This is a genomic window from Stenotrophomonas sp. YJH_SMC_69, assembly GCF_059370495.1.
The window spans coordinates 57453-83422 of sequence record NZ_JCAFTS010000005.1 but is presented as its reverse complement, the minus strand read 5'-3'; the positions used below and the strand labels follow the sequence as shown (position 1 = coordinate 83422).

Below are 25970 nucleotides of genomic sequence, written 5' to 3'. Positions count from 1 at the left end.
ACACGGCCCTGATCCATTAGGCTTGAGCTTCCAGCGGAGTCCGGGAAGACGATGAACGACAACGGCAGCAGTCCCAGCAAGCGCGCCGGTAAGGCGGTGACGGTGACCGACATCGCGCGTGCGATCGGCGTGTCACGGGCAACCGTGTCGCTGGTGCTGCGCGGCAGCCCGCTGGTCAATGTCGATACCCGCGCCAAGGTCGAGGCCGAGCTGCGCCGCCAGCGCTATGTCTACAACCGCGCGGCGGCCAACCTGCGCCGGCGCACCTCGTCGAGCATCGCGCTGGTGATCAACGACCTGTCCAACCCGTTCTTCGCCGAATTCGCGTCAGGCGTGGACGAGGCGCTGGGCGGGCGCGGTTACGTGACGTTGCTGGGCAGCACCGGGGAATCGCCAGAGCGCCAGCAGGCCGTGCTGTCCACGCTGATGGAGCACACCCCGGCCGGCCTGATCCTGTCGCCGGCCGAGGGCAGCGACACCGCGCAGTTGCGGCAGGCGCTGGGCGCCAATGCCAACGTGCTGCTGTTCAACCGCGAACTGGCCGGGGCTGACTGGGACTTCCTGACCCTGGACAACCAGCACGGCGCCTATCTGGCCACGCGCCACCTGATCGAGCGCGGCCATCGCCAGATCGCCTTCTTCGGCGGCCACGCCGCATCCAGTTCCTGCCACCAGCGCCGCGCCGGTTTCCAGCAGGCGCTGGCCGAGGCCGGGCTGTCGCTGCCGCCGGGTTGGATGATCGAGTCGGCGCCGAACCGCCTGGAAGCAGCAGCGCGCACCGATGAACTGTTTGCCGATGGCCATCGTCCGAGTGCGGCGGTCTGCTACAACGACACCGTCGCGCTGGGCCTGATGCTGGGCTTGAACTCGCGTGGCATCCGTCCCGGTGGCGACTTTGCCGTTACTGGTTTCGACGACATTTCCGAGGCTGCGGTGGCGGTGCCACCGTTGACCACGCTCACTGCCGACCCGCGCGAGCGTGGCCGGCAAGCGGCCGCGCTGCTGCTGCAACGGCTGGACGAACCGGATGCGCCGCCACGGCGCACGGTCGCGCCGGTGCAGCTGCGCATCCGCGAAAGCAGTGCTGCGCGACCGAACTGATTCCTTTCATACACCCCTTCCACGCAACAACGACCTTCCGCGCATCGAGGCGCGTACCGCATGCCGATCTCCGCAACGCCCCGTCCATCGGGTTCCTCGGGCAACGCACCCGCCGTCACCAACGGCAAGGCGTTGGCTGTCGTCACCACGATCTTCTTCATGTGGGGCTTCCTGACCTGCCTCAATGACATCCTGATCCCGCACCTGAAGGCGGTGTTCGAGCTGAACTACGCCAAGGCGATGCTGGTGCAGTTCACCTTCTTCGGCACCTATTTCCTGATGTCGCTGCCGGCGGGGCGGCTGGTGGCGGCGCTGGGCTACAAGAAGGGCATCGTCGCCGGCCTGGTGATCGCCGGCATCGGCGCGCTGGGCTTCTGGCCGGCGGCCGAACTGCGCGTCTATGGCGCCTTCCTCGGCGCACTGTTCGTGCTGGCCACCGGCATTACCGTGCTGCAGGTGGCCGCCAACCCCTACGTCGCGCTGCTGGGCCCGGAGCAGACCAGCTCCAGCCGCCTGACCCTGGCGCAGGCGCTGAACTCGCTGGGCACGGCCATCGCCCCGATCTTCGGCGGCATGCTGATCCTGTCCAACACGGTCAAGAGCGCTGACGACATCGCGGCGCTGCCGGCCGCCGAGCAGCTGGCCTACCGTGCCGCCGAGGCGCAGGCGGTGCAGGGTCCGTACGTGGGCCTGGCCGTGGCGCTGGTGCTGCTGGCGCTGTTCGTGTTCCTGTTCCGCCTTCCGGCGCTGAGCGACGCCACCGAGCAGGCCGACCAGGGCCACCACCACAGCTACCTGGATGCGCTGCGCAAGCGCCACCTGCTGCTGGGCGTGCTGGGCATCTTCTTCTACGTCGGCGCCGAAGTGTCGATTGGCAGCTTCCTGGTCAACTACCTGTCGATGCCGAACATCGGTGGCTTCAGCGAGCAGCAGGCCACGCATTACGTGTCGGCCTACTGGACGATGGCGATGATTGGCCGCTTCGCCGGTTCGGCGCTGCTGGCGCGCTTCTCGCCCAGCCGTCTGCTGGCGATCTTCGCGCTGGTCAACGTGGCGCTGCTGGTCACCACCATGCTGAGCTCCGGCAACGTCGCGCTGTACTCGGTGGTGGCCATCGGCCTGTTCAACTCGATCATGTTCCCGACCATCTTCGCGCTGAGCATCGAGCGCCTCGGCCCGCTGACCAACAAGGGGTCCAGCCTGCTGATCATGGCCATCGTCGGCGGTGCCGTGGTGCCGTACCTGCAGGGCGTGCTGGCCGACCACATCGGCGTGCAGGCCAGCTTCATCCTGCCGCTGCTGTGCTACGGCTACATCATTTTCTACGGACTGGTCGGTGCGCGTACGCCGGCCTCCGCAACGCAGGGAGGCTGAGTCCGGAATGGGTGCCATCGTTTGCTTCGGCGAAATTTTGATCGATCTACTAGCACAGCCGCCGGCCTCGGCCGACACCCCGCGTGCGTTCCTGCAGTACGCCGGTGGGGCGCCGGCCAACGTCGCGGTGGCGGCTGCGCGGCTGGGTGCGAAGACCCAGTTCGTCGGCATGCTGGGCCGTGACATGTTCGGCGACTTCCTGGCCGACAGCCTGGTCGAGCACGGCGTGGGTACCGATTACATCGTGCGCACCGACGCGGCCAAGACGGCACTGGCCTTCGTGGCCCTGGATGCCAATGGCGAGCGCAGCTTCAGTTTCTACCGCCCGCCGGCGGCTGACCTGCTGTTCCGTGACAGCGACTTCCAGGCGGCGTGCCTCGACAGCGCGCAATGCTTCCACGTCTGTTCCAACAGCCTGACCGAGCCGGCCATCGCCGAGGCGACCTTTGCCGGCATGGACCGTGCCCGCGCTGCTGGTGCGGTGGTCAGCCTGGACCTCAACCTGCGTCCTGCCCTGTGGCCGGCGAACGAGGACCCGGCGCCGCGCCTGTGGCAGGCGCTGGAACGCGCCGACCTGGTCAAGCTGTCGCGCGAGGAGCTGGACTACCTGGCCGCGCCGCTGGGCGCCGATGGCGAGGCGGCGGTGCTGCGGCGCCTGCTGGCCGCGCGGGCGCGCTGGGTGATCGTCACCGATGGTGCAGCCACGCTGCACTGGTACACCCGCGACAACCACGGCACGGTCACCAGCTTCCGCGTGGCCACGGTCGACACCACGGCGGCCGGTGATGCCTTCGTCGGCGGCGTGCTGGTCGGCCTGCTGGAGCGCGGCGGGGCCGGTGCCGGTTTTACCGCCTTCTGCCAGGACCCCGAGGCGATCACCGCCACGCTGCGCTTCGGCGCTGCGGTCGGCGCGCTGGCTGTTACCCGCAAGGGCGCGTTCGCCGCGATGCCCTCGCTCGATGAAGTGCAGCAGCTGCTGCAGGCACAGGACATTACCGCATGAGCACCTCGCCCGATTTCCGTTCGCCCGCGTTCCTGCGCGCGCACATCGCCGACACCATGGCGTTCTACCACCCGCGCTGCATCGATCCCAATGGTGGCTTTTTCCACTACTTCCGTGATGACGGCAGCATCTACGATGCCAGCCATCGCCACCTGGTGAGCAGCACCCGTTTCGTCTTCAACTACGCGATGGCCTACCGCGAGTTCGGCAATGCCGAGTACCGCGACGCGGTCGAGCACGGCGTGCGCTACCTGCGCGAGGTGCACCGCAACCCCGCCACCGGCGGCTACGCCTGGACCCTGCGTGATGGCAAGGTCGAGGACGACATGAACCACTGCTACGGCGTGGCCTTCGTGCTGCTGGCCTACAGCTGCGCGCTGAAGGCAGGTATCGAGCAGGCGCGCGCGTGGATGGACGAGACCTGGCAGCTGCTGGAAGCGCGCTTCTGGGAGCCGCAGCACGGGCTCTACAAGGATGAAGCGGACGGCCAGTGGAACTTCACCGGCTACCGTGGACAGAACGCCAACATGCACATGTGCGAGGCGATGCTGGCCGCGTTCGAGGCCAGTGGCGAGCAGCGCTATGTGGAGCGCGCGCTGCAGCTGGCCGACAACATGACCCGCCGCCAGGCGGCCAAGGCCGGCGGGCTGGTCTGGGAACACTACGATGAGAACTGGGAGATCGACTGGGACTACAACCTGGACGACCCCAAGCACCTGTTCCGCCCGTGGGGCTTCCAACCGGGGCACCAGACCGAGTGGGCCAAGCTGCTGCTGATCCTCGATCGCCACGTGCAGGCCGACTGGCTGGTGCCGACCGCGCGGCACCTGTTCGACGTGGCCGTGGCGCGCAGCTGGGACGAAGCGCGAGGTGGCCTGTACTACGGCTTCGCACCGGAATCGCGCCGGCAGCCGGGCATGGATGGCGCGCCGATCGGTGGCGACAGCTTCGTCTGCGACGACGACAAGTACTTCTGGGTGCAGGCCGAAACGCTGGCGACCGCCGCACTGATGGCCAAGCGCACCGGCGATGACCGCTACTGGCAGTGGTACGAACGCATCTGGGCGTATTCGTGGGAACACTTCGTCGACCATCAGTTCGGCGCCTGGTTCCGCATCCTCGATGCCGACAACCGCAAGTACAGCGACGAGAAGAGCCCGGCCGGCAAGGTGGATTACCACACCATGGGCGCGTGCTACGAAGTGTTGAACGTGGTGCGTTGAGGCGCGTGTCGCCATACGCATGATGAATCGGAATCAGTAGCGCCGGGCCACGCCCGGCGGAAAAACAGGAGCTCCGCGTGCATCGTCTTTCCCTCGTTGTCCGTCTGCTCCTGCTGCTGGTCGCAACGTCGGCCTTCCCGGCAATTGCAGCGCCTCTGCAGGCACAGTGGGAGTTCCGCATGCTGCCCGGCGACGCGCAGGGCGCCGCCCACCCAGGCCTGCAGCAATGGCGTGCGGCAACGGTGCCGGGCAGCGTGCACACCGACCTGCTGGCGCATGCGCTGATCCGCGACCCGTACGTGGGTGCGCCCGAAGGGGAGCTGCAATGGATCGGCCTGGCGGCCTGGGAGTACCGCGCGCGCTTCGACGTGGACGCGGCGATGCTGGCCAAGCCCCATGCCGAACTGCGCTTCGACGGGCTGGACACTTATGCCGAAGTCAGCCTCAACGGCAAGCCGCTGCTGCGCGCGGACAACGCGCACCGGACCTGGCGCGCGCGCGTGGAAGGGCATCTGCGCGCCAGGGGCAATGAACTGCAGATCGTGTTCCGCTCACCGATCCGCACGCTGCTTCCGGGCGTACAGGCGATGCCACACAGGATCGCTGGCAACTATCCTTCGCCCTATGGGGACGAGCCGAAGGACGCGATGGTCGGCAACTTCGCGCGCAAGCCGGCCTACCACTTCGGCTGGGACTGGGGCCCGCGTTATGTCACCGCCGGGGTCTGGCGCGGGGTCGACCTGCAGGCCTGGGATACGCACCGCCTGACCAGTCTTGCCGTGCGCACCGATGCATTGAGCGCGGAGCAGGCGAAGCTGGCGGTGCTGCTGCAGGTGGAGCAGGGCAGCGCCACCGGTTCTGCGGTCGTCAATGTGGAAGTCCTCGATCCGCAGGGTCGCAGCGTGGCCCAGCAGCAGCGCACCGTACTGCTGAAGCCCGGGCAGAACAGTGTTGAACTACCGATTGAACTGGCGGAACCGAAGCGGTGGTGGCCGGTCGGCCATGGTGCGCAGGATCGCTATACCGTGCAGGCGCGCCTGGATGGCGGTGCCGACGCAACGCTGGTGCGCGAGCAGCGCATCGGCCTGCGCACGGTCGAACTGCGCCGCGAAGAGGACGGCAAGGGCGGGCAGGGCTTCGCCTTCGTCATCAACGGCGTGCCGATCTTCGCCAAGGGCGCCAACGTCATTCCGTTCGATGCCTTCCCCGCCCGCGTCGACGCAGCACGCCTGCGCCAGGTGCTGACCGCCGCGCGCGACGCCAACATGAACATGCTGCGCAACTGGGGCGGTGGCTACTACGAGGACGACGCGTTCTTCGACATCGCCGATGAGCTGGGCCTGCTGGTCTGGCAGGACTTCATGTTCGGCGGCGGCATGCAGCCGGGCTATGATCCGGCCTTCCGTGCCAGCGTGGTGGCCGAGGCGCGCGACAACGTGCGCCGGCTGCGCCATCACCCCAGCATCGTGCTGTGGTGTGGCAACAACGAGGAAGAAACCGCCTGGAAGGACTGGGGTCACGGCCGCGACCTGAAGGCGGCCGACCCGGCATTTGCGGCGAAGGTCTGGCAGGGCTATGTCGACCTGTTCGGCAACGACCTGCGCCAGGTGGTGGGCGAGGAAGGACTGGGCGTACCGTACTGGTCCAGTTCGCCCAGCAACGATCTGGACGAGAAGGCCAACGATTCGACCCGCGGCGACAAGCACTACTGGCAGGCCTGGGGCAATCCGGCGCTGCCGGTGCAGGCCTACCTGCGTGAGACGCCGCGCTTCATGTCCGAGTACGGGCTGCAGGCGTGGCCGTCGGTGGCGACGGTGGACCAGATCGCCACCCGCGCCGAACAGCGCATCGACAGCCCGGTGATCCGCGCGCACCAGAAATTCATGGCCGGCGAGGGCAACAGCCGCCTGTTGCACTACATCGAACAGGGCTATGGCACGCCGAAGGACTTCGAGGACTTCGTCTACCTCAGCCAGGTCATGCAGGCCGATGGCATTGCACTGGCGGCGCTGCATCATCGCGCCTCCCGGCCATACACGATGGGTTCGCTGTACTGGCAGCTCAACGATGTCTGGCCGGGCGCCTCGTGGTCCAGCGTGGATTACTTCGGCCGCTGGAAGGCGCTGCACTTCGCCGCGCGGCGCTTCTTCGCGCCGGTCACGGTAGCCGCGCTGCGCGATGAGGACAGCACGCGGGTACGCCTGATCAATGACGGTGCGGCGCTGGATGCACGTTGGCGGCTGCGGGTGATCGACATGGACGGCAAGGTGCTGCGTCGTCGCGAGGACGCGGTGACGTTGACGGCGGAGGGCGTCACCTCGATCGGTGATTTTCGCGATGCCGAGTTGCTGGCCGGTGCCGATCCGAAGCGCACGGTGGCGGTGTTTGAGCTGCTGCAGAACGGGGCGGTGAGCGCACGGCAGGTGGTCGGATTCGTCGAAGCCAAGGACCAGGTATTGCCGCGGCAGAAGCTCAAGGCCACCTTGTCCATCGAAGGCGACCACTATCGACTGCGGCTGGAAAGCGCGGCGTACGTGCGCGCGGCGTGGATCGACTTCGGCGCGCTGGACGTGCAGGTCGAAGACAACCTGCTGGACCTGTTGCCGGGCGAAACCCGCGATATCGCGGTGCGCGGCCCGGTGGATCTGGTTACCCTGCGCGAGGCGCTGAGGGTGAAGACCCTCAACGACCGTTGAGCAAAAAAGGGGACGGAGGGGATTAAGTCGTTTGTGGCACACATGGGCCACAAACGACTTAATCCCCTCCGTCCCCTTTTTCCTGCTTACAGCTGGATCTGCTGGAAGTTCTCGACCCGCTCGTGGCCGTTGGCGGACTGGCCGGTACGCGGCATCGGGTAGTCATCCAGGCGGTCGATCAGCCGGGTCTGCAGGCCGGCTTCGCGGGCAGCATCCAGTTCTTCGACCACATCGGACAGGAACAGGATCTCGCCGGCCGGCACGCCGATGGCCTGCACGATGCGGCGGTAGCTGTCGGCCTCACGCTTGCCACCCATCTCGGTATCGAACCAGCCCGACACCAGCGGGCTGAGGTCACCGGCATCGCTGAAGCCGAAGAACAGCTTCTGCGCCGGCACCGAGCCGGAGGAGTACACGTACAGCGGCAGGCCGGAGGCATGCCAGCCCTTCAGCACCGGTGCCACTTCCGGGTAGAAGTGCGCGGTGTAGTCGCCGCGACGGTAGCCCTCATCCCAGATCAGGCCCTGCAGCGCCTTCAGTGCGGTGTGCTTGCGGTCCTGGTCAATCCAGCCCTGCAGCGTCTCGGCCACCAGGCTGTCCTGGCAGGCGCCGCCGATCTCGGTAGCCACCGCGTCCAGCCAGCGGCGGACCTCCGGCTGCTGGCCATGTTCGGCGACGAACGCGGGCAAGGCCTTGCGGGCATAGGGGAACAGCACGTTCTTGACGAACGAGATGCTGCTGGTGGTGCCTTCGATGTCGGTCAGGATGACGCGGGGCTGCATGGATCAGGACGCCTGGGTAGGTACGTAACGGGGGAACTTCTGCGCGATGTCGGTGCCGGTGAAATGACCCACCCAGCCGTCCGGCTCGGTGAAGAAGCGGATCGCCACGAAGCTCGGTTCATCGCCCATGTCGAACCAGTGGGTGGTGCCATCGGGCACGGCGATCAGGTCGTCCTTCACGCACTCGATCTCATAGACCTTGTCACCCACGTGCAGGGTGAACAGGCCCGAGCCTGCGACGAAGAAGCGCACCTCGTCTTCCTTGTGGAAGTGCTCGTCGAGGAACTTCTTGCGCAGCTCGGCGCGGTTCGGGTTGTCCGGGGCGATCGAGGCCACGTCCACGCTCTTGAAGCCGCGCTCGGCGACCAGGCGGTCGATGTCCGCACGGTAGGCGGCGAATACTTCCTCCTGGCTGGCGCCCGGCGCGACTGGCGCGGTGGCCTGCCAGCGCTCGAAGGTGACGCCGATCTTCTGCAGCTCGGCAGCGATGACCGCGCCGTCCTGGGTGTCCAGCAGCGGCGATTCGGGGCGGGTGTCGTCGTAGATGCGCAGTCGGCTCATGGCGGCAGCTTGAACGTCTCGGGGGGAAGACAGGGTAGCAGGGTGGGGGCGAGGCGCAGATTCGGGATCGGCATCTGCACCTGCGCGCAGGCTCAGCCGCGCAGCTTGCGCAGCTCGAGCTCGCAGTGGAACAGGAATTCGAAGGCTTCCAGATGGCGGCGCGCCTCGGCCATGTCACGGCCCCAGGCATACAGGCCGTGGCCGTCGATCAGATAACCCCACAGGTTCTGCCGGTCGAGCAGGTCGTCGACCTGCGCCGAGAGCACGTTCATGTCCTGGGTGTTGGCGAACACCGGCACGTCGATGGCCATTTCATGGGTGCTGTTGCCGGCGAAGGCCTTCAGCAGCTCATAGCCTTCCAGGCGGATATGACCCTGCGGCGCGTACAGGCGCGAGGCGACCGTCTGCACCGGCGAATGGGTGTGCAGTACGCAGCCGACGTCCGGGAAACGACGGTACAGCTGGGTGTGCAGCAGGGTCTCGGCGGAGGGGCGCAGCGGGCGACCGACGGCCAGGCCGTCGAAGTCCACCACCATGATGTCGTCCTCGATCAGCCGGCCCTTGTCCTTGCCGGACACGGTGATCGCGGCGTGGCGGTCATCCAGGCGGTGGGAGAAATTGCTGCTGGTGGCCGGGGTCCAGCCGGCGTGCGCCAGTTCGCGGACGTTGTCGATCAGCAGCTGGGCCAGTTCGCTCAGGCGCGCGGTGTCGTACGGGAAGGTGGGGGCGTTCATGCCGGCGATTTTACTGGATTCGGCCAACGGCTGAGCCCCTCGTGGCGGGTCGTGTAGAGCGGTTCATGGGCGGGGCGGGGCGGGTGGGCCGTGCAGGGGACGCTGCAAGTACGTCCCTGTAAGCTCGATGGCGCCATACATGGCGCCAACGCCCCTGCACGGCCCACCCGCCCCGCCTCGGACAGGTTCCGGCGTGCGGCCAGCCACGGAGTGAAGAAGAAAAAGCGGAAAGCGGGTCGCGGCGCTGGGCTTGCTCGGAGCCGAGCATGGCTCGGCTCTACAGGGGATTCATCGACCGGAGAGAATTCATCTCTCAGACGCAATTCATCCACGCATGGCGTGGATCTACCGGACGTGCCAGGAGACTGTCGGAGGCGGGGAGGGGGGAGGTTGCGGGGGCGTCAGCCGCATGGATGCGGCGACCGAGCTTACAGGGATGTACTTGCAGCGTCCCCCGCAATCTCCCCCCTCCCCGCCAAACCCTCAGCCCAGCTCTTGCCGGCGCTCCGGCTTCAAAGGCGGGTGCAGGGCCGCAGGCCCTGCAATACAAAAACCCCTTACTGACCCCGCAGGCGGCTGTGCCGGAACCCGTAGCAGAAATAGATCACGAAACCGACGACCGTCCACACCCCCATCAGCATCCAGTTGTGCATCGTCATCGCCGACAGCAGCGCCAGGCAGCTCAGCACGCCCAGGCCGCAGATCAGCCACGCCATCGGCATGCGGAACGGGCGCGGCAGGTCCGGCTGGGTGCGGCGCAGGATCAGCACGCCGGCACAGACTGCGGCGAACGCGATCAGCGTGCCCATCGAGGTCAGCTCGCCCAGGATGTCCAGCGGGAACAGCGCCGCCAGCAGCGCGATGCCGATGCCGGTGATCACGGTGTTGATGTGCGGGGTGCGGTACTTCGGGTGGATCCTGGTGAACACCGGTGGCAGCAGGCCGTCGCGGCCCATGATCATGAAGATGCGCGGCTGGCCGATGATCATCACCAGCACCACCGAAGACAGGCCGACCAGCGCACCGACCTCGACCACCCAGCGCAGCCAGCCCAGCTGTGGGTGCGCGGCCACGGCAGTCACCACCGGCTCGTCGGTGCCCAGCAGCTGGAACGGCACCAGGCCAGTCATCACTGCGGCCATTGCGATATACAACACGGTGCAGATCACCAGCGACAGCATCATGCCGATCGGCATGTCACGCTGCGGGTTCTTCGATTCCTGCGCCGCCACCGATACCGCCTCGAAACCGATGTAGGCGAAGAACACCATCGCCGCGCCACGCAGCACGCCTTCCATGCCGTACTTGCCCGGGCCTTCATTGGCCGGAATGAACGGGGTCCAGTTGCTGGTGTCCACGTATTTCCAGCCGACCACGATGACCAGCACGATCAGGCCGGTCTTGAGCACGACCATCGCCATGTTCATCGCCGAGGACTTGCTGATGCCGACGTAGCACAGCCAGGTCAGCAGCAGCACCAGTGCGGCGGCGGGCAGGTTGGCGATCGCGCCGGTGGGGCGCAGCTGCGCGTCCAGTGGCGCGCTGACCAGTGCCGCCGGTAGATGGATGTCGAACTGGCTGAGCAGGCTGAGGAAATAACCGGTCCAGCTGACCGCCACCGCCGAGGCGGAGACGCCGTACTCGAGCACCAGCATCCAGCCGATGAACCAGGCCGAGAGCTCGCCGAAGGTGGCGTAGGTGTAGGTGTAGGCGCTGCCGGAGACCGGCACCATCGAGGCGAATTCGGCATAGGCCAGCGCGCAGAAGGCGCAGCAGATGGCGGCCAGCACGAAGGACAGCATGATCGCCGGGCCGGCGTGGTTGGCGGCGGCCTGGCCGGTGATGACGAAGATGCCGCCGCCGATCACCGCGCCGATGCCCAGGGCGGTCAGCCCCCAGGGGCCAAGGTGGCGACGCAGGCTCAGGCCGTTGGCGTCTTCATGGGCGGCATGCGGATGCTTGGTGGCCCACAGTTGCTTGAACATGTGTGGTGGTCTTGTCGAAGCGCGCCATGGGCGGCGCGCGGGAAAACGGACGGGCCGGCGCGAGGCCGGCCCGAAGGCGGATCAGGGCGACTTGGCGAGCTTGCTGTTGCGGATGCCGTAGCCCAGGTAAATCAGCAGGCCGAGCAGCGTCCAGCCAACGAACAGGTGCCAATGCACCACGAACGCCTGCCAGAACAGGAACAGGCAGGTGGCCGCGCCGAGCGGGCAGATGATCCAGACCATCGGCACGCGGAACGGGCGGTGCAGGTCCGGCTTGGAATAGCGCAGCACCAGCACGCCGATGCAGACCGTGGCGAAGGCCAGCAGGGTGCCCATCGAGACCAGCTCGCCCAGCACGTTCAGCGGCACCAGGCCGGCCAGCGCGGCGGCGATCACGCCGACCACGATGGTGGCGACGTACGGGGTGCGGAAGCGGGCGTGGACCTTGCCGAAGAACTTCGGCAGCAGGCCGTCGCGGGAGATGGTGTAGGCGATGCGGGTCTGGCCCATCATCATCACCAGCACCACCGAGGACAGGCCGGCGATGGCGCCGACTTCCACGAACGTCTTCAGCCAGGACAGGGTCGGGTAGGGCTCCAGCGCGGTCGCCACCGGCTTGTCGGTGCCCAGCAGGTGGTACGGCATCATGCCGGTCAGCACCGCACAGACGATGATGTAGACGATCGTGCACACGGCCAGCGAGCCGAGCAGGCCGATCGGCATGTTGCGTTGCGGGTCCTTGGTCTCGCCAGCAGCGGTGGAGACCGCATCGAAGCCGATGTACGCGAAGAACACGATGGTGGCGGCGCGGAAGATACCGCTCCAGCCGAACTCACCCGGCACGCCGGTGTTTTCCGGAATGAACGGGTGCCAGTTGGCCGGGTCGATGTGGGCCGCGCCGATGCCGATGAACAGGCAGATGACGGTGACCTTGATCGCCACGATGATCGCGTTGACGAACGCCGACTGTGTCACGCCCACGTACAGCAGGCCGGATACCGCCGCCACGATCAGCACCGCCGGCAGGTTGAACAGCTTGCCGGAGGAGACGAACTCGCTGCCGGTCCAGGCGATGGGCGCGGCGCTGAGCATGTCCGGGAAGGGCATGTGCAGCGTGGTGGTGATGAAGCTGATCAGGTAGGCCGACCAGCCCACCGCGACCGAGGCCGAGGCGAACAGGTACTCCAGCACCAGGCACCAGCCGATGAACCAGGCCATGCCTTCGCCGAGGGTGGCGTAGGAATAGGAGTAGGCACTGCCGGAGACCGGCATCATCGCCGCGAACTCGGCATAGCACAGGCCTGCCAGCGCACAGGCGAAACCGGCCAGCACGAACGACAGCATCACCGCCGGGCCCGCGTGGTTGGCTGCGGCCTGGCCGGTCAGCACGAAGATGCCTGCGCCGATCACCGCACCCACGCCCAGCAGGATGAGGTGTTTAGCCGTGAGGGTCCGTTTCAACGTGGCTTCGCCGTCCAGGCTGCCTTCGATGGGTTCGCCGGCATCGACGTGCCCGGCCGGCTCGACCGGCTTGACCCTCAACAGAGCTTTCAGCATGCAGTACTTCCTAGTGATCGGATGGGGTGGGCGGCCGATACGTTGCCGGCTGCCTTGATGGTGAAGGCCGTGCGAACGGCCCGCTGTACCTTAGCCAAAGCTGAAGCCAACGCACAAGCGCAATCGCAACAATGAACGGCGATAATGAGCAGTATTTTTCCGAACCGCCCCCATTCATGAGCCAGACCGCCGAAACCCTTGCCGCGCTTGACGATCGCCTGCGCGGCCTGCTCCGGGACTACGCGCGCCGCGAACCCGCCCACGACGCCCTGGCTGCCGAATTCGGCACATTGCTGGATGATCCGGAAGATCCGTTCCGCCGCGAGCGCCTGGCCGGCCACTTCACCGCCAGCTGCTGGCTGGTCAGCGCCGATGGCCAGCGCCTGCTGCTCACCCACCATCGCAAGCTGCAGCGCTGGCTGCAGCTGGGCGGCCACGCCGACGGTGACCGCGACCTGGCCCGGGTGGCGCTGAAGGAAGCCGAGGAGGAGTCCGGTCTGAGCGGCCTGGTACTGGAAGACCCCGCCATCTTCGATCTGGACAAGCACTGGATTCCCGAGCGCAAGGATGTGCCGGGGCACTGGCACTACGACGTGCGTTTCGTGATCCGGGCGCTCGGTGGCGAGGCATTCGTGCTCAGCGAGGAATCGCTGGACCTGGCCTGGCGGCCGGTAACCGAGGTCGCGGCCGACCCGGCGTCGGATGAATCCATGCAGCGCATGGCGCGCCGCTGGCTGGCACGTTGATGCTCTCGGACGGCTGTGCCGCGTTTGTTGCGGCTCATGCCTGTGGCGAGGCGAAGCATGATGCTGCCCTTGCGATGATCAAGGCTGCATTGCCAGTCATCACATCCATCGACTGGGAGCGCGTGCCATCGCGCCTGGAGGTCCCCGGGGTGGGGCGGGAGCGGCTGGCGCAGGAGTTGAGCGCCATTGCAGATGCTGTTGGCTTGCCAAGCGAGGCTGCGTTGACGGTTGTCCAGGTGGATGGGGCGGTACCTTCGCTGGGCAGCCGCCTGCAGGACTGGCTGGTTCATGCCGAGGAGCTGGATTTCGTCGATACGCTGTTCCTGTCGATGGAAGACAGGGTTCTGATCCATTGGGACTTTTACAAGAACCTCCACGCCGTAAGGTTCTGAGGTGTTCCATCCACGCATGGCGTGGATCTACTGCGGGATAGCGCGAAACGCCAGTAGATCCACGCCATGCGTGGATGGTGCGACGCCGGAAGCAATCCGCCGGGGCATGCCCGGCGACGCCTTGCTCAATACAGGATGCGCGTCCGCAGCGTGCCTGGAATCGCGGCCAGTTCGTCGCGGACGGCGGCGGCCTGCGCCTCGCTGGCGGTGATGTCAATCACCACGTAGCCCACCTTCGGGTCGGTGCGCAGGAACTGGCCGTCGATGTTGACGTTGTGGCGCGAGAAGATCTCGTTGACCCTGGACAGCACGCCCGGCACGTTCTGGTGGATGTGCAGCAGGCGCAGGCTGTCTTCGTGTTCGGGCAGGGTCACTTCCGGGAAATTGACCGCCGACAGGGTGCTGCCGTTGTCGCTGTAGCGCACCAGCTTGGCCGCCACCTCCACGCCGATGTTGTCCTGCGCTTCCAGCGTGCTGCCGCCCACGTGCGGGGTCAGGATCACGTTGTCGTGGCGGGTCAGCGGCGATTCGAAGATATCGCCATTGCCCTTCGGTTCGACCGGGAACACGTCCAGCGCGGCACCACCGACGTGGCCGCTGGCCAGGGCCGCGTCCAGTGCATCGATGTCGACCACGGTGCCGCGCGCGGCATTGATCAGGTGCGCGCCCTTGCGCATCTTCGCCAGCTCGGTGCTGCCGATCATCCACTGCGTGGCCGGGGTCTCCGGCACGTGCAGGGTGACGATGTCGGCGCGGGCCAGCAGATCGTCCAGGCTCGCCGCGGCACGGGCATTGCCCAGCGCCAGCTTGGTTTCCACGTCGTGGAAGATCACCTGCATGCCCAGCGATTCGGCCAGCACGCCGACCTGGGTGCCGATGTGGCCATAGCCGATGATGCCCAGGGTCTTGCCACGCACCTCATGGCTGCCGCTGGCCGACTTCGACCAGCCGCCGCGATGGCATTCGGCGTTCTTCTGCGGAATGCCACGGGTCAGCATGATCGCCTCGGCGATCACCAGCTCGGCCACGCTGCGGGTATTGGAGTAGGGCGCGTTGAACACCGGGATGCCGGCCAGCTCGGCCGCGTCCAGGTCGACCTGGTTGGTGCCGATGCAGAAGCAGCCCACCGCGATCAGGCGCTTGGCCTCGGCCAGCACCTCGGCGCTGAGCTGGGTGCGCGAACGGATGCCGACGATGTGCGCCTCGGCGATGCGCGCCTTCAGTTCGTCCTCGGGCAGTGCCTTGGTGTGCGCCTCGATCTGGCTGTAGCCGGCGGCGCTGAACACCTCCACGGCGGTCTGGCTGACCCCCTCCAGCAACAGCACGCGGATATCCTGCTTGGGGAACGAGGTCTTCTTCGGCGACATGGGGCAACACGGCCAGTGGGACAGGGGCTGACCACTATGCCAGATCGCAACGCCCATGGTGCAGTGCGCAATTGGTTGCATCCGTAGCTATCTGTACGGCTGCGGGCTGGACGCTGGCGCGCGCCGCTGGCACGCTTGCCCGTTCTTCACGCACCGCGCTGGACCGTCATGACCGATTCCCGCATTGCCTCGCTGCAGCAGGCCTGTCCCGGCCTGAAGCTGAAGACCGACCCGGCCGACCTGGAGCATTACGGGCGTGACTGGACCCGGCGCTGGACGCCGACGCCGCTGGCGATCGCACTGCCGGCCACGGTGCAAGAGGTACAGGCGGTGATGCGCTGGAGTGCGGGCGAGGGCGTGCCCGTGGTGCCGTCCGGCGGCCGTACCGGCCTTTCCGGTGGCGCGGTGGCGGCCAATGGCGAGCTGGTGCTGAGCCTGGAGCGGATGAACAAGGCGCTGGCCTACGACGCGGTCGATCGCACCCTGGTGGTGCAGGCCGGCATGCCGCTGGAGGCCGTGCACAACGCCGCGCTGGACCACGGCCTGATCTACCCGGTGGACTTCGCCGCGCGCGGGTCGTGCACGATCGGCGGCAACATCGCCACCAATGCCGGCGGCATCCGCGTGATCCGCTACGGCAACACCCGCGAGTGGATCGCCGGGCTGAAGGTGGTTACCGCCAGCGGCGAACTGCTGGAGCTCAACAAGGGCCTGATCAAGAACTCCAGCGGCTATGACTTCCGCCAGCTGCTGATCGGTTCGGAAGGCACGCTGGGCGTGATCGTCGAGGCGACAGTGAAACTCACCGATCCGCCGCCGGCCAGCAACGTGATGCTGCTGGCAGTACCCAGCTTCGAGGTGCTGATGCAGGTGTTCGCCGCGTTCCGCGCGCGCCTGCAGCTGCAGGCCTTCGAGTTCTTCACCGACCGGGCGCTGGAGCACGTGCTGGCGCATGGCGCGCAGGCACCGTTCGGCGAGGTGCATCCGTACTACGTCGTCACCGAGTTCGCGGCCAACGACGAGGCACAGGAAGCCGCGGCGATGGCGGCCTTCGAGGACTGCATGGGCAACGGCTGGGTCAGCGACGGTGTGATCAGCGCCAGCGATGCCCAGGCCGCCCAGCTGTGGCGCCTGCGCGAAGGCATCACCGAATCGCTGGCGCGCTACAAGCCTTACAAGAATGACGTCTCGGTGCGGATCTCGGCGATGCCGGCGTTTCTGGCCGAGACCCAGGCACTGATCGGGCAGGCCTACCCGCACTTTGACGTGGTCTGGTTCGGCCATATCGGCGATGGCAACCTGCACATCAACGTGCTCAAGCCGGACGACACCAGCGACGCCGACTTCGTGGCGCAGTGCGAGCACGTGACCAAGCTGCTGGCGCAGGTGCTGGCCCGCTTCGATGGCAGCATCTCGGCCGAGCACGGCATCGGACTGGTCAAGAAGGGCTACCTGGACAGCACCCGCGGCCCCGCCGAGATCGCGCTCATGAAGGCGGTCAAACGCGCGTTCGATCCCCAAGCGCGGCTGAATCCCGGCAAGCTGTTCGACGCCTGAGCCGGGCAAATCCTTCACGTACCCGTTACGCTCCACGCACCTTCACAACCGGCTTCGAACCGATGACCCGTCCGCTTCTGCTGCTCGCCCTGCTGTCCCTGCCGCTGGCCGGCTTCGCTTCCAGCTTCGCTGGCACCTCGGCCGGTTCGGCGACCGGTGCCTCCTCCGGTTCCTCGGGCAGCAGCTCGGGCGACGACAAGGTGGTGCGAGCCGCGCGCGACGATGCCGCTGCGTTCGTCGCCAGCGACGGCCAGATCCGTGGCGCCCGCCTGCAGGCCGCGCTGGTCCACCTGCGCGAGCAGAGCGCTGCCGCACAGCAACAGAGCGACCTGGAACTGGCCCGCGCGCTGCTGGCGCGTTGATGCGGGCTGCATGACCTCGGCGTCATCGCGTTCTGCAGAGCCGAGCCATGCCCGGCTGGATGCCCGGCGCACCCGGATCGCAACAGCAGCCGAGCATGGCTCGGCTCTACGGAAGCACAGCGTGCGGTGCGGGTGGATCGCCGCATTGGCATGGCTGCTCATCCCTTCCGTCCACGCGGCTGATCGGCTGCAGCTCGATCCCTCCGGTCTCGATCCGACGCAGCAGCAGCTCGCCAGCCAGACCCTGGCCGACGTGCAGTCCCTGCTGCCGGAAGGCCTGCTGCGCGCTTTGCCGGCTCAGGTGCAGGTGCGCTGGAGTGATGACCTTCCCGCCGAGGTGCACGGGCGCGCTTTCGCCGGCCGCATTACGTTGCGCCGCACCCTGCTGGATGACGGCATGCCCGGCAACCGCCGCGCGCGCCGCAGTGCGCTGGTGCATGAACTGACCCACGTCGCCGACCGTGGCGGTGCGAACTGGTCGCAGAGCGTGCGATGGCGTGACCTTGCGGGCTGGCAGCGCAGGCCCTGGCACCTCGGCCGGGGCGATAACGATTTCCGTGATCGCAGCCCGGATGTCTATGAACTGGCGAACCCGGCCGAGTACCTGGCCGTGAATGCCGAGCATTTCGTGCTCGACGGCGAGTTCGCCTGCCGGCGGCCCGCGTTGGCGCAGTGGTACCAGGCGCATTTCGGAACACCACCGTCGCTGCCACGGCCGCGGTGCGCCACGACGCTGCCCCTGCTGCAGGCCGAATCGGAGGAGGGCGCTGCATCGCTGCTGCAGCTCGACCCGGCGCGCGTCTACGCGGTGGACTACCTGTTCGCCGAAGGCAGTGCGCAGCCGATGAGTCGCTGGGGCCACAGCATGCTGCGGCTGGTGGTCTGCAAGCCGGGCCGCGTACCTGGGCCGGACTGCCGCCTGGACCTGGAGTACCACCGCGTGCTGTCGTTCCGCGCGTTCGTGGGCGACGTGCAGATATCCAACTGGCGTGGCCTGACCGGCGGCTATCCGTCGCGGCTGTTCGTGCTGCCCCTGCAGCAGGTGGTGGACGAGTACACCAAGGTCGAGCTGCGCGGGCTGCAGTCGCTGCCGCTGCAGCTGGGCCGCAGCGAAATCGCCAGCCTGCTCGAGCGCACCGCGCAGGTGCACTGGAGCTATGACGGGCGCTATTACTTCGTCAGCAACAACTGCGCGGTGGAAACCGCCAAGCTGCTGCAGGCCGGGGTGCCGCGCCTTGGCGAGGCGGGCCTGGCCCAACTGAGTCCGCGCGGCCTGAAGCGGCGACTGGTGCGGCTGGATGTGCTCGACGAGAGGGTACTGGCGGACCGCACTGCAGCGCAGGCGCAGGGCTACTACTTCGCCTCGGCGCGCGACCACTACCAGCAGTTGTTCGCAGTGGCCGCGGCTCAGCTGGCCTTGCCCGCTCGTGATGTGCGCGGCTGGTTGAAGCTGTCTGCACAGCAACGCGCACCGTGGCTGCTGCAGGGTGACCTGCGTGCCAGTGCCGGCCTGCTGCTGCTGGAACAGGCCGCGCAGCGGCGCGCCGAGTTGCGCGCACGCGATGTGCTCAAGCGGCAGCTGCTGGCCGCACCGGACAGCGCTGAAACGCGCAGCCTGCGCGGGTTGCTGGAGCAGAGCGGGCAGTGGCTGCGCCCGGGGACGCTGCTGCAGGATGACGGCTATGGATTGCCGCTGGGCGACGAGCAGGCGCTGCTGTCCGCGGCCGTGGCCACTGCCAGTGCGCAGGCGGTCCCGGCGTGGCAGGCATTGCGCGGCCAGCTGCGTCAGCAGCTGCCGATCCGCCAACGCGAGGAAATGGATGCGATCGACGCCAATCTGGCCGCACTCGGTGCACACCTGCGTACGCAGGCAGCCCGCCCGGCTACTGGCGCGGCAGTTCGATGACGAAGCGGCTGCCGCCGGCGCTGCCCGGGATGCAGTAGACGCGGCCACCGTGCGCGTCGGCGATGGCCTTGACCACCGCCAGGCCGAGCCCGCTGCCGCCGCCCTGTCGCGAACGCGAACCGTCGCCACGCATGAACGGGGTGAAGATATCCGCGTGCAGTTCCGGGTCGATGCCCGGACCCTCGTCTTCGATCGCCACCTGCACGTGGCCGGGCGTGTCATGCACTGCAATCCGCACCTTGCCCGGGCTGGCATAGCGCCGCGCGTTCTCCAGCAGCGCCAGCAATGCCTGGCGCAGGCGGGTCGGGTCGCAGTGCGCGTTGTGTTCCTCGCGGCTGGTTTCCAGCTCCAGCACGAAGCCGGCGGCGCGGAACTGTGGATCGACCAGGGTCATCACCGAATGCACCTCGGCCACCACGTCGGTGCGCGCGCGACGCACGTCCAGCCGCGCGTTGTCGGACAGGCTCAGCACGCGCAGGTCCTCGATCAGCCGTGACAGCCCTTCGACCTGGGCCAGCAGGCTGCGGAACTGCGACTCGTCTGGCTGGAACACACCCTCTGCCAGCCCCTGCAGGCGGCCACGCAGGATCGTCACCGGCGTGCGCAGCTCATGGGCGATGGCCGCGTGCCACATCGCGCGCTCGCTCTCCATGTGCTGCAGGCGGCGCGCCATCGCATTGAAGTCCTCGACCAGGGTCGCCACTTCGCCCGGCGAATTTTCCTCGACGCTGGCGCGTGCACCCAGGTCGCCGCCCGCGAGCGCACGCACGCTGTCCACCAGCGAATTCAGCGGCGACAGGATGCGGTGGGCGAGGCGGAACGAGGCGGCGATGGCCAGCGCCAGCCCGGTCAGGATCACGCCCACCATCCATGCCAGTTCCGGGCCGGTCGGCAGCCAGCTTTCCGGCTCCTCGGCACTGCCGGGGAAGAACTCGACCAGCACCGCGTACAGCAGCCACGATGACAGGATCATCATCACGATGACGCCGATCACCATCAGCGACATCGAAACGATGATGTGGCGGCTCAGCCCGGAGCGGCGCAGGGAGGGCATCAGCGATCGGCCATCAGCCGGTAGCCGACGCCACGCACGCTGGCTGGGACGTTGACCATGCCCACTTCATCCAGCTTGCGGCGCAGCTTGCTGACATGGCTGTCGACGGTGCGCTCCAGTGCTTCGCTTTCCGGCAGGCATTCGTGCATCAGCTCGCTGCGGCTGAAGATGCGCGTCGGCGCCAGCGCCATGCAGTGCAGCAGCTTGAACTCGGTGAGGGTGAGCAGCACTTCGTGGCTGTAGCCTTCGCCCTCCACGTGCACCGCGTGGGTGGCCGAGTCGATCAGCAGCGGGCCGACGCGCAACGCGGTGGGTGCGTCCACGCGCGCGGCGCGCAGCGTGCGCCGCAGTACGGCGCGCACGCGCGCGGCCACCTCGGCCGGGTTGAAGGGCTTGACCACGTAGTCATCAGCGCCCATCCGCAGCGCGGTCAGCTTGTCCAGGTCCTGGTCCAGTGCGGTCAGCATGATCACCGGCGTCTCGCCGCGCTGGCGCAGCTGGGTCAGCACGCTCCAGCCGTCCAGGCGCGGCAGCTGCACATCGAGCAGGACCAGGTCGGGCCGGGCGCTGCGGTGCAGGTCCAGTGCGCTGTGGCCATCGGCGGCGCGCAGCGTGCGCAGTCCTTCGCGTTCCAGGTAGGCGCAGAGAATGTCAGCGATCTCGGCCTCATCCTCGACGATCAGGACGAGGGCGGCGAGGGCAGGGGAGGCATGCATGCAGGGGCGGGGCCGTAAGGTGCTTGCCTCCATCGTATCTCCACAGTTCCTCCATCGAAACCCCATCATCGCCACGCAGACTGCGCGCTTCAGAACCTATCCGCCGCCTGCGCGGCATTGTGCACAGCAATGAGAACCTTCAGGACTCCGGTCGCGTTGATCGCGGCCCTCGCCTTGGCCATGACGGCCTGCTCCACTCCCGAAGCCACCCCCGAGGCGGCGCCGCGCGTCAGCGTGATCAGCGTCGGCCCGCAGGTGGTGCAACGTGACGACGAACTGCCAGGCCGCGTCGCGGCGGTGCGCACCGCGCAGATCCGCGCACAGGTGGGCGGCATCGTGCAGAGGCGCCTGTTCGACCAGGGGGCGGAAGTCAGGGCAGGCCAGGCCTTGTTCCAGATTGACCCGGCAGCGTTCCGGGCCGACGTCGATTCGGCGCTGGCCGCACTGCAGCGCAGTGAGGCGGCGTTGGGCCGCAGTCGCGTGCAGTCGCAGCGCCTGCACGCCCTGGCTGCCGCGCAGGCGGTCAGCCAGCAGCATCGGGACGACGCCAGCGCCGAGTACGAGCAGGCACGCGCGGCAGTGAATGAAGCGCGCGCGATCCTGTCCCGTCGCCAGCTCGACCTGCGCTATGCCACGGTCAGCGCACCGATTGCCGGTCGTATCGATCAGGCATTGGTGACCGAAGGTGCGCTGGTCGGCGTGGCCGATGCCGAGCCGATGGCCGTGGTACAGCAGATCGACCAGGTCTACGTGGATGTGCGCCAGCCGGCGGCGCAGCTGGAGTCGCTGCAGCGCAGTGCGGCCGGCGGCGACAAGCTGCCGGTGACCATCATCGGTGCCGCCGGCAAGCCGCTGCCCGAGCGTGGCCAGCTGCTGTTCTCCGGTATCAATGTCGATGCACGGACGGGTGATGTGATCCTGCGCATCCTGGTGGACAACCCGCGGCGGCAGCTGCTGCCCGGCATGTATGTGCGCGCGAGGGTGCCGCGGGGTGCCCCGGCCAGCGCGTTGACCGTGCCACAGCAGGCCGTGCTGCGCAGCGCCGGTGGCCAGGCCTATGCCTGGGTGATCGGCGCCGACGGCAGGGCGGTGATCCGCACGCTGGAGGTGGACGGCAGCGTCGATCGCCAGTGGATGGTGCGCGCGGGCCTGAAGGCCGGCGAGAAAGTGGTGGTCGAGGGCCAGGAGCGCCTGCAGGAAGGCGTGGTGGTCGATGCGCGCGACTGGCAGAAGCCGGTCGCCAGCGCCGGTGCGGTGCAGGCCGGCAGCAAGGGCTGAGCCTTTCCCGGGACAGCCCCTCCAGGAAAATCCAACATGGCACGTTTCTTCATCGATCGCCCGGTGTTCGCCTGGGTGCTGGCGATCTTCATCATCCTGGCCGGCGCGCTGGCGATTCCGCGCCTGGCCGTGGAGCGCTATCCGCCGGTCGCGCCGCCCAGCGTCAGCATCTATGCCAGCTACCCGGGTGCGAGCCCGCAGACGTTGAACGATGCGGTGGTCGGCCTGATCGAGCGCGAGCTGTCCAGCGTCAAGCATCTGCTGTACTTCGAATCGTCGGTGGACACCTCCGGCGAAGCCTCGATCACCGCCACCTTCAAGCCCGGCACCAATCCGGAACTGGCCCAGGTGGACGTGCAGAACCGGATCAAGGCGATCGAGCCGCGCCTTCCGCGCAGCGTGCGGCAGAACGGCCTGTTCGTGGAGGCCGCCGATTCCGGCTTCCTGATGCTGGTCGGCCTGCGTTCGCCGGATGCCAGCGTCAGCGAGGCCGCGCTGGGCGATTTCATGGCGCGCAACATCATCGAAGAGCTGCGCCGCATCGATGGCGTCGGTCGCGTGCAGTTGTTCGGTGCCGAGCAGGCGATGCGCGTGTGGCTGGACCCGACCCGGTTGACCGGCTACGGCCTGACCATGGGCGATGTGGCCACTGCCATCGAGCAGCAGAACCTGGAGATCTCGCCGGGGCGCATCGGTGATTCGCCGGGTGTTCCAGGCCAGCGCATCACCGTGCCGCTCAGCGCCGACGGCCAGTTGTCCACGCCGGAACAGTTCGCGGCGATCGTACTGCGCGCCGGGGCCGACGGTTCACGGGTGGTGCTGGGTGATGTCGCCCGCGTCGAACTGGGCGCGCAGAGCTATGCCTGGGGCACCCGCGAGGATGGCCATCCGGCCACCGCCGCCGGGGTGCAGCTGCGGCCGGGCGCGAATGCGGTGCGCACGGCGTCGGCGGTCCGTGAGCGCATGGCGGAACTGGCGCCGCTGTTGCCGCGCGGCGTGGAGGCGAGCATCCCGTTCGACACCGCGCCGTTCGTGAAGATCTCGATCCAGAAGGTGGTGCAGACGCTGCTGGAGGCGATGCTGCTGGTGTTCGCGGTGATGTACCTGTTCCTGCAGAACTGGCGCTACACGCTGATTCCTGCGCTGGTCGCACCGATCGCGCTGCTCGGTACCTTCGCGGTGATGCTGGCGCTGGGCTTCTCGATCAACGTGCTGACCATGTTCGGCATGGTGCTGGCGATCGGCATCATCGTCGACGACGCGATCGTGGTGGTCGAGGGCGTGGAGCGGATCATGGCCGAGGAGGGCCTGCCGCCGCGCGAGGCGACCATCAAGGCGATGCGCGAGCTGACCGGCGCGGTGATCGGCATCACCCTGGTGCTGACCGCGGTGTTCATTCCGATGGCCTTGGCCAGCGGCTCGGTGGGCGCGATCTACCGCCAGTTCACCGTGGCGATGGCGGTGTCGATCCTGTTCTCGGCGCTGCTGGCACTGAGCCTGACACCGGCGCTGTGCGCGACCCTGCTGCGCCCGAACACCCACGGCCATCATGGTCGTGGCGGGCTGTTCGGCGCCTTCAATCGTGGCTTCGAGGCGTTGACCGGGCGCTACCAGCGTGGCGTGGCCTCCGTGCTGCAGCGAAGCGGCCGGGTGATGGGCGTGTTCGCCGCGCTGGTGGCGGCGCTGCTGCTGGGCCTGCACTGGCTGCCGGGCGCGTTCCTGCCGGAAGAGGACCAGGGCTATTTCATGACCTCGATCCAGCTGCCGGCCGAAGCCACCGCCGAACGCACGCTGGCGGTGGTCGAAGCCTACGAACGGCACGTGGCCTCGCGCCCGGGCATCAGCTCCAACCAGTCGATCCTCGGTTACAGCTTCTCCGGTTCCGGCCCGAGCGCGGCGCTGACCTACACCATGCTGAAGGACTGGGGTGAGCGTGCTGGCGCCACCGCGGCCGGCGAGGTGGAGGCCGCGCAGCAGGCGATGGCCACGGTTGCCGAGGGTGAGGTGATGAGCGTGATGCCGCCGGCGATCGACAGCCTGGGCCGTTCGTCCGGGTTCTCGCTGGCCCTGCAGGCGCGTACCGGGCAGAGCCAGGCCGAGCTGCGCGCGGCCCTGCAGCAGCTGCTGAAGCTGGCCGAGGCCAGTCCGCTGCTGTCGGAGGTGCATGCCGATGGCCTGCCGGCAGGTATCAGCGTGCGGCTGGACATTGATCGCGCCAAGGCCGAGGCGATGGGCGTGGGCTTCGAGCACATCAGCAGCACGCTGTCAGCGGCGATGGGCTCGCAGTACGTCAATGATTTCCCCAACAAGGGCCGGTTGCAGCAGGTGATCCTGCAGGCCGACGCGCCGCATCGCATGGAACTGGAGGACGTGCTGAATCTGTACGTGCGCAACAGCGAGGGCGGCATGGTGGCGTTGTCGGAACTGGTGACCCCGCACTGGACCGAGGCGCCGCTGCAGCTGCAGCGCTACCTGGGCTTCCCGGCGTTGAATCTGTCCGGCGCACCGGCCTCCGGCGTGTCGACCGGCCAGGCCATGGCGGAGATGGAGCGGTTGGCCGGGAAGCTGCCGTCCGGTTTTGCCCTGCAGTGGACCAGCCAGTCGCTGCAGGAGCGTGAATCGGGGGCGCAGGCGCCGTGGCTGCTGTTGTTGTCGATGCTGGTGGTGTTCCTGGTGCTGGCGGCGCTGTACGAGAGCTGGTCGATTCCGCTGGCGGTGATGCTGGTGGTGCCACTCGGCCTGCTCGGTGCGGTCGCCGCGGTGCTGTTGCGTGGCATGCCCAACGATGTGTTCTTCAAGGTCGGCATGATCACCGTGATCGGGCTGTCTGCGAAGAACGCGATCCTCATTGTCGAGTTCGCGCGGCAGCTGCAGCAGCAGGGGCGCGGCCTGGTCGAGGCGGCATTGGAGGCAGCCAGGCTGCGCCTGCGCCCGATCGTGATGACCTCGCTGGCATTCGCGCTGGGCGTGGTGCCGCTGATGCTGGCGCAGGGCGCGTCGAAGGAAACCCAGCAGGCGATTGGAACCGGTGTGTTCGGCGGCATGGTCAGTGCGACCGTGCTGGCGGTGTTCTTCGTGCCGGTCTTCTATGTAGTGGTGCAGGGCGCGCGGCAGTGGATCGCGCAGCGCCTGCGCAGGCGCCGGCCGATGCCGGGAGGAACCGTGGATGGAACGGAACATCGTTGAAGACCTGCATGAGCAGCAGTTGATGGCGCTGGAGCAGCGCCTGTGCGCTGCGCTGCTGGAAAATGACCACGATGCGTTGAACGCGCTGGTATCGCCGGCCTTGTTCATGATGGAAGGCCACGGCGGCCGCATGCTCGATCTGCCATGGCTGGGCGATTGGCTGGCCGGCAGCCTGCAGGTGCGAAGCCTGCAGCTGCACGCGGTGGAGACGCTGCTGTGTGGCCGCCTGGCGTTGCTGTCCAGCGACGTGCGGTTGTCCGTGTCGCGGCAGGGCCGGGAGCGTGAAGTGAAGCTGCGCCTGCTGCGGGTCTGGACCTGCAGTTCCGCCGGCAGCGGTGCGCAGCTGTTGTCGATGGCGGTACTGGCCGCGTGAGTACGGTCAGGCCGCTT

Annotated in this window: 21 protein-coding genes; 13 read left to right on the top strand and 8 right to left on the bottom strand. The window is 67.6% G+C overall.

The genetic code is table 11. The features are described from left to right. Positions 1–51: 51 nt before the first annotated feature. The 5 genes from AC5P8F_RS10370 (at position 52) to AC5P8F_RS10350 (ending at position 7397) form a co-directional block, all read left to right on the top strand. Positions 52–1101: a LacI family DNA-binding transcriptional regulator gene (locus tag AC5P8F_RS10370; protein WP_014646964.1), complete on the top strand. Its 1050-nt coding sequence runs from the start codon at positions 52–54 to the stop codon at positions 1099–1101. A 60-nt stretch (positions 1102–1161) separates the two neighbouring features. Continuing rightward, a complete protein-coding gene (gene fucP, locus AC5P8F_RS10365) occupies positions 1162–2475 on the top strand; it encodes an L-fucose:H+ symporter permease (protein WP_032957977.1) in 1314 nt (437 codons plus the stop codon). A gap of 7 nt (positions 2476–2482) precedes the next feature. Beyond that, the gene (locus tag AC5P8F_RS10360) at positions 2483–3478 is read left to right on the top strand and encodes a carbohydrate kinase family protein (protein WP_046430385.1); all 996 of its coding nucleotides are present in this window, start codon (positions 2483–2485) and stop codon (positions 3476–3478) included. Further along, positions 3475–4701 (top strand): AGE family epimerase/isomerase, encoded by a 1227-nt coding sequence (locus tag AC5P8F_RS10355; RefSeq protein WP_329768647.1) that lies wholly within the window; start codon positions 3475–3477, stop codon positions 4699–4701. Before AC5P8F_RS10360 ends, AC5P8F_RS10355 begins: the two co-directional genes overlap by 4 nt. Before the next feature lie 77 nt (positions 4702–4778). After that, complete coding sequence (locus AC5P8F_RS10350; RefSeq protein ID WP_495228055.1) at positions 4779–7397, top strand: beta-mannosidase; 2619 nt, start codon at positions 4779–4781, stop codon at positions 7395–7397. Positions 7398–7483: 86 nt separating this feature from the next. Here AC5P8F_RS10350 and mtnC read toward each other — a convergent pair whose 3' ends face one another. From mtnC to AC5P8F_RS10325, 5 genes are all read right to left on the bottom strand, one after another. Continuing rightward, a complete protein-coding gene (mtnC, locus tag AC5P8F_RS10345) occupies positions 7484–8179 on the bottom strand; it encodes an acireductone synthase (protein ID WP_014646969.1) in 696 nt (231 codons plus the stop codon). 3 nt (positions 8180–8182) lie between these two features. After that, positions 8183–8740: a 1,2-dihydroxy-3-keto-5-methylthiopentene dioxygenase gene (locus AC5P8F_RS10340; protein ID WP_005409451.1), complete on the bottom strand. Its 558-nt coding sequence runs from the start codon at positions 8738–8740 to the stop codon at positions 8183–8185. Between the two features lie 92 nt (positions 8741–8832). Then, positions 8833–9474 carry a methylthioribulose 1-phosphate dehydratase gene (locus AC5P8F_RS10335; protein WP_495228054.1) on the bottom strand — a complete coding sequence of 214 codons (642 nt, stop codon included), beginning with the start codon at positions 9472–9474 and terminating at the stop codon, positions 8833–8835. Between the two features lie 557 nt (positions 9475–10031). Then, complete coding sequence (locus AC5P8F_RS10330) at positions 10032–11459, bottom strand: amino acid permease (RefSeq protein WP_046429981.1); 1428 nt, start codon at positions 11457–11459, stop codon at positions 10032–10034. Between the two features lie 81 nt (positions 11460–11540). Then, positions 11541–13016, bottom strand: coding sequence for an amino acid permease (locus AC5P8F_RS10325; protein WP_014646972.1), 1476 nt, complete (start codon positions 13014–13016; stop codon positions 11541–11543). Between the two features lie 131 nt (positions 13017–13147). Between AC5P8F_RS10325 and AC5P8F_RS10320 the strand changes: the two genes are divergently transcribed. Together AC5P8F_RS10320 and AC5P8F_RS10315 are read left to right on the top strand one after the other, a co-directional pair. Continuing rightward, positions 13148–13762 carry an NUDIX hydrolase gene (locus AC5P8F_RS10320; protein WP_197606707.1) on the top strand — a complete coding sequence of 205 codons (615 nt, stop codon included), beginning with the start codon at positions 13148–13150 and terminating at the stop codon, positions 13760–13762. Beyond that, positions 13762–14154: a hypothetical protein gene (locus AC5P8F_RS10315; protein WP_053495366.1), complete on the top strand. Its 393-nt coding sequence runs from the start codon at positions 13762–13764 to the stop codon at positions 14152–14154. The genes AC5P8F_RS10320 and AC5P8F_RS10315 overlap by 1 nt, the downstream gene beginning before the upstream one ends. A 125-nt stretch (positions 14155–14279) precedes the next feature. Here the strand turns inward: AC5P8F_RS10315 and serA are convergent, their stop codons facing one another. Then, positions 14280–15521 (bottom strand): phosphoglycerate dehydrogenase, encoded by a 1242-nt coding sequence (gene serA / locus AC5P8F_RS10310; RefSeq protein ID WP_005416356.1) that lies wholly within the window; start codon positions 15519–15521, stop codon positions 14280–14282. Between the two features lie 168 nt (positions 15522–15689). Between serA and AC5P8F_RS10305 the strand changes: the two genes are divergently transcribed. From AC5P8F_RS10305 to AC5P8F_RS10295, 3 genes are all read left to right on the top strand, one after another. After that, the gene (locus tag AC5P8F_RS10305; protein WP_329768625.1) at positions 15690–17078 is read left to right on the top strand and encodes an FAD-binding oxidoreductase; all 1389 of its coding nucleotides are present in this window, start codon (positions 15690–15692) and stop codon (positions 17076–17078) included. Positions 17079–17140: 62 nt separating this feature from the next. Further along, a complete protein-coding gene (locus AC5P8F_RS10300; RefSeq protein WP_014646975.1) occupies positions 17141–17440 on the top strand; it encodes a DUF2388 domain-containing protein in 300 nt (99 codons plus the stop codon). Positions 17441–17450: 10 nt separating this feature from the next. Further along, on the top strand, positions 17451–19346 hold the full coding sequence (locus tag AC5P8F_RS10295) for a DUF7844 domain-containing protein (protein WP_486679303.1): 1896 nt from the start codon (positions 17451–17453) through the stop codon (positions 19344–19346). Here AC5P8F_RS10295 and AC5P8F_RS10290 read toward each other — a convergent pair. Together AC5P8F_RS10290 and AC5P8F_RS10285 are read right to left on the bottom strand one after the other, a co-directional pair. After that, positions 19324–20400 carry an ATP-binding protein gene (locus AC5P8F_RS10290; RefSeq protein WP_014646977.1) on the bottom strand — a complete coding sequence of 359 codons (1077 nt, stop codon included), beginning with the start codon at positions 20398–20400 and terminating at the stop codon, positions 19324–19326. The genes AC5P8F_RS10295 and AC5P8F_RS10290 overlap by 23 nt on opposite strands. Then, positions 20400–21116 carry a response regulator gene (locus AC5P8F_RS10285; protein WP_014646978.1) on the bottom strand — a complete coding sequence of 239 codons (717 nt, stop codon included), beginning with the start codon at positions 21114–21116 and terminating at the stop codon, positions 20400–20402. The genes AC5P8F_RS10290 and AC5P8F_RS10285 overlap by 1 nt, the downstream gene beginning before the upstream one ends. Before the next feature lie 129 nt (positions 21117–21245). On the opposite strand from AC5P8F_RS10285, the gene AC5P8F_RS10280 reads away from it, so the two are divergent. From AC5P8F_RS10280 to AC5P8F_RS10270, 3 genes are read left to right on the top strand one after another with little or no spacing between them, the layout of a single operon-like run. Then, positions 21246–22394, top strand: a complete 1149-nt coding sequence (locus tag AC5P8F_RS10280; protein WP_495228050.1) for an efflux RND transporter periplasmic adaptor subunit — start codon at positions 21246–21248, stop codon at positions 22392–22394. Between the two features lie 36 nt (positions 22395–22430). Beyond that, positions 22431–25580, top strand: a complete 3150-nt coding sequence (locus AC5P8F_RS10275; protein ID WP_049440075.1) for a multidrug efflux RND transporter permease subunit — start codon at positions 22431–22433, stop codon at positions 25578–25580. Beyond that, the gene (locus AC5P8F_RS10270) at positions 25561–25953 is read left to right on the top strand and encodes a nuclear transport factor 2 family protein (protein WP_046429967.1); all 393 of its coding nucleotides are present in this window, start codon (positions 25561–25563) and stop codon (positions 25951–25953) included. The genes AC5P8F_RS10275 and AC5P8F_RS10270 overlap by 20 nt, the downstream gene beginning before the upstream one ends. Positions 25954–25970: the final 17 nt, after the last annotated feature.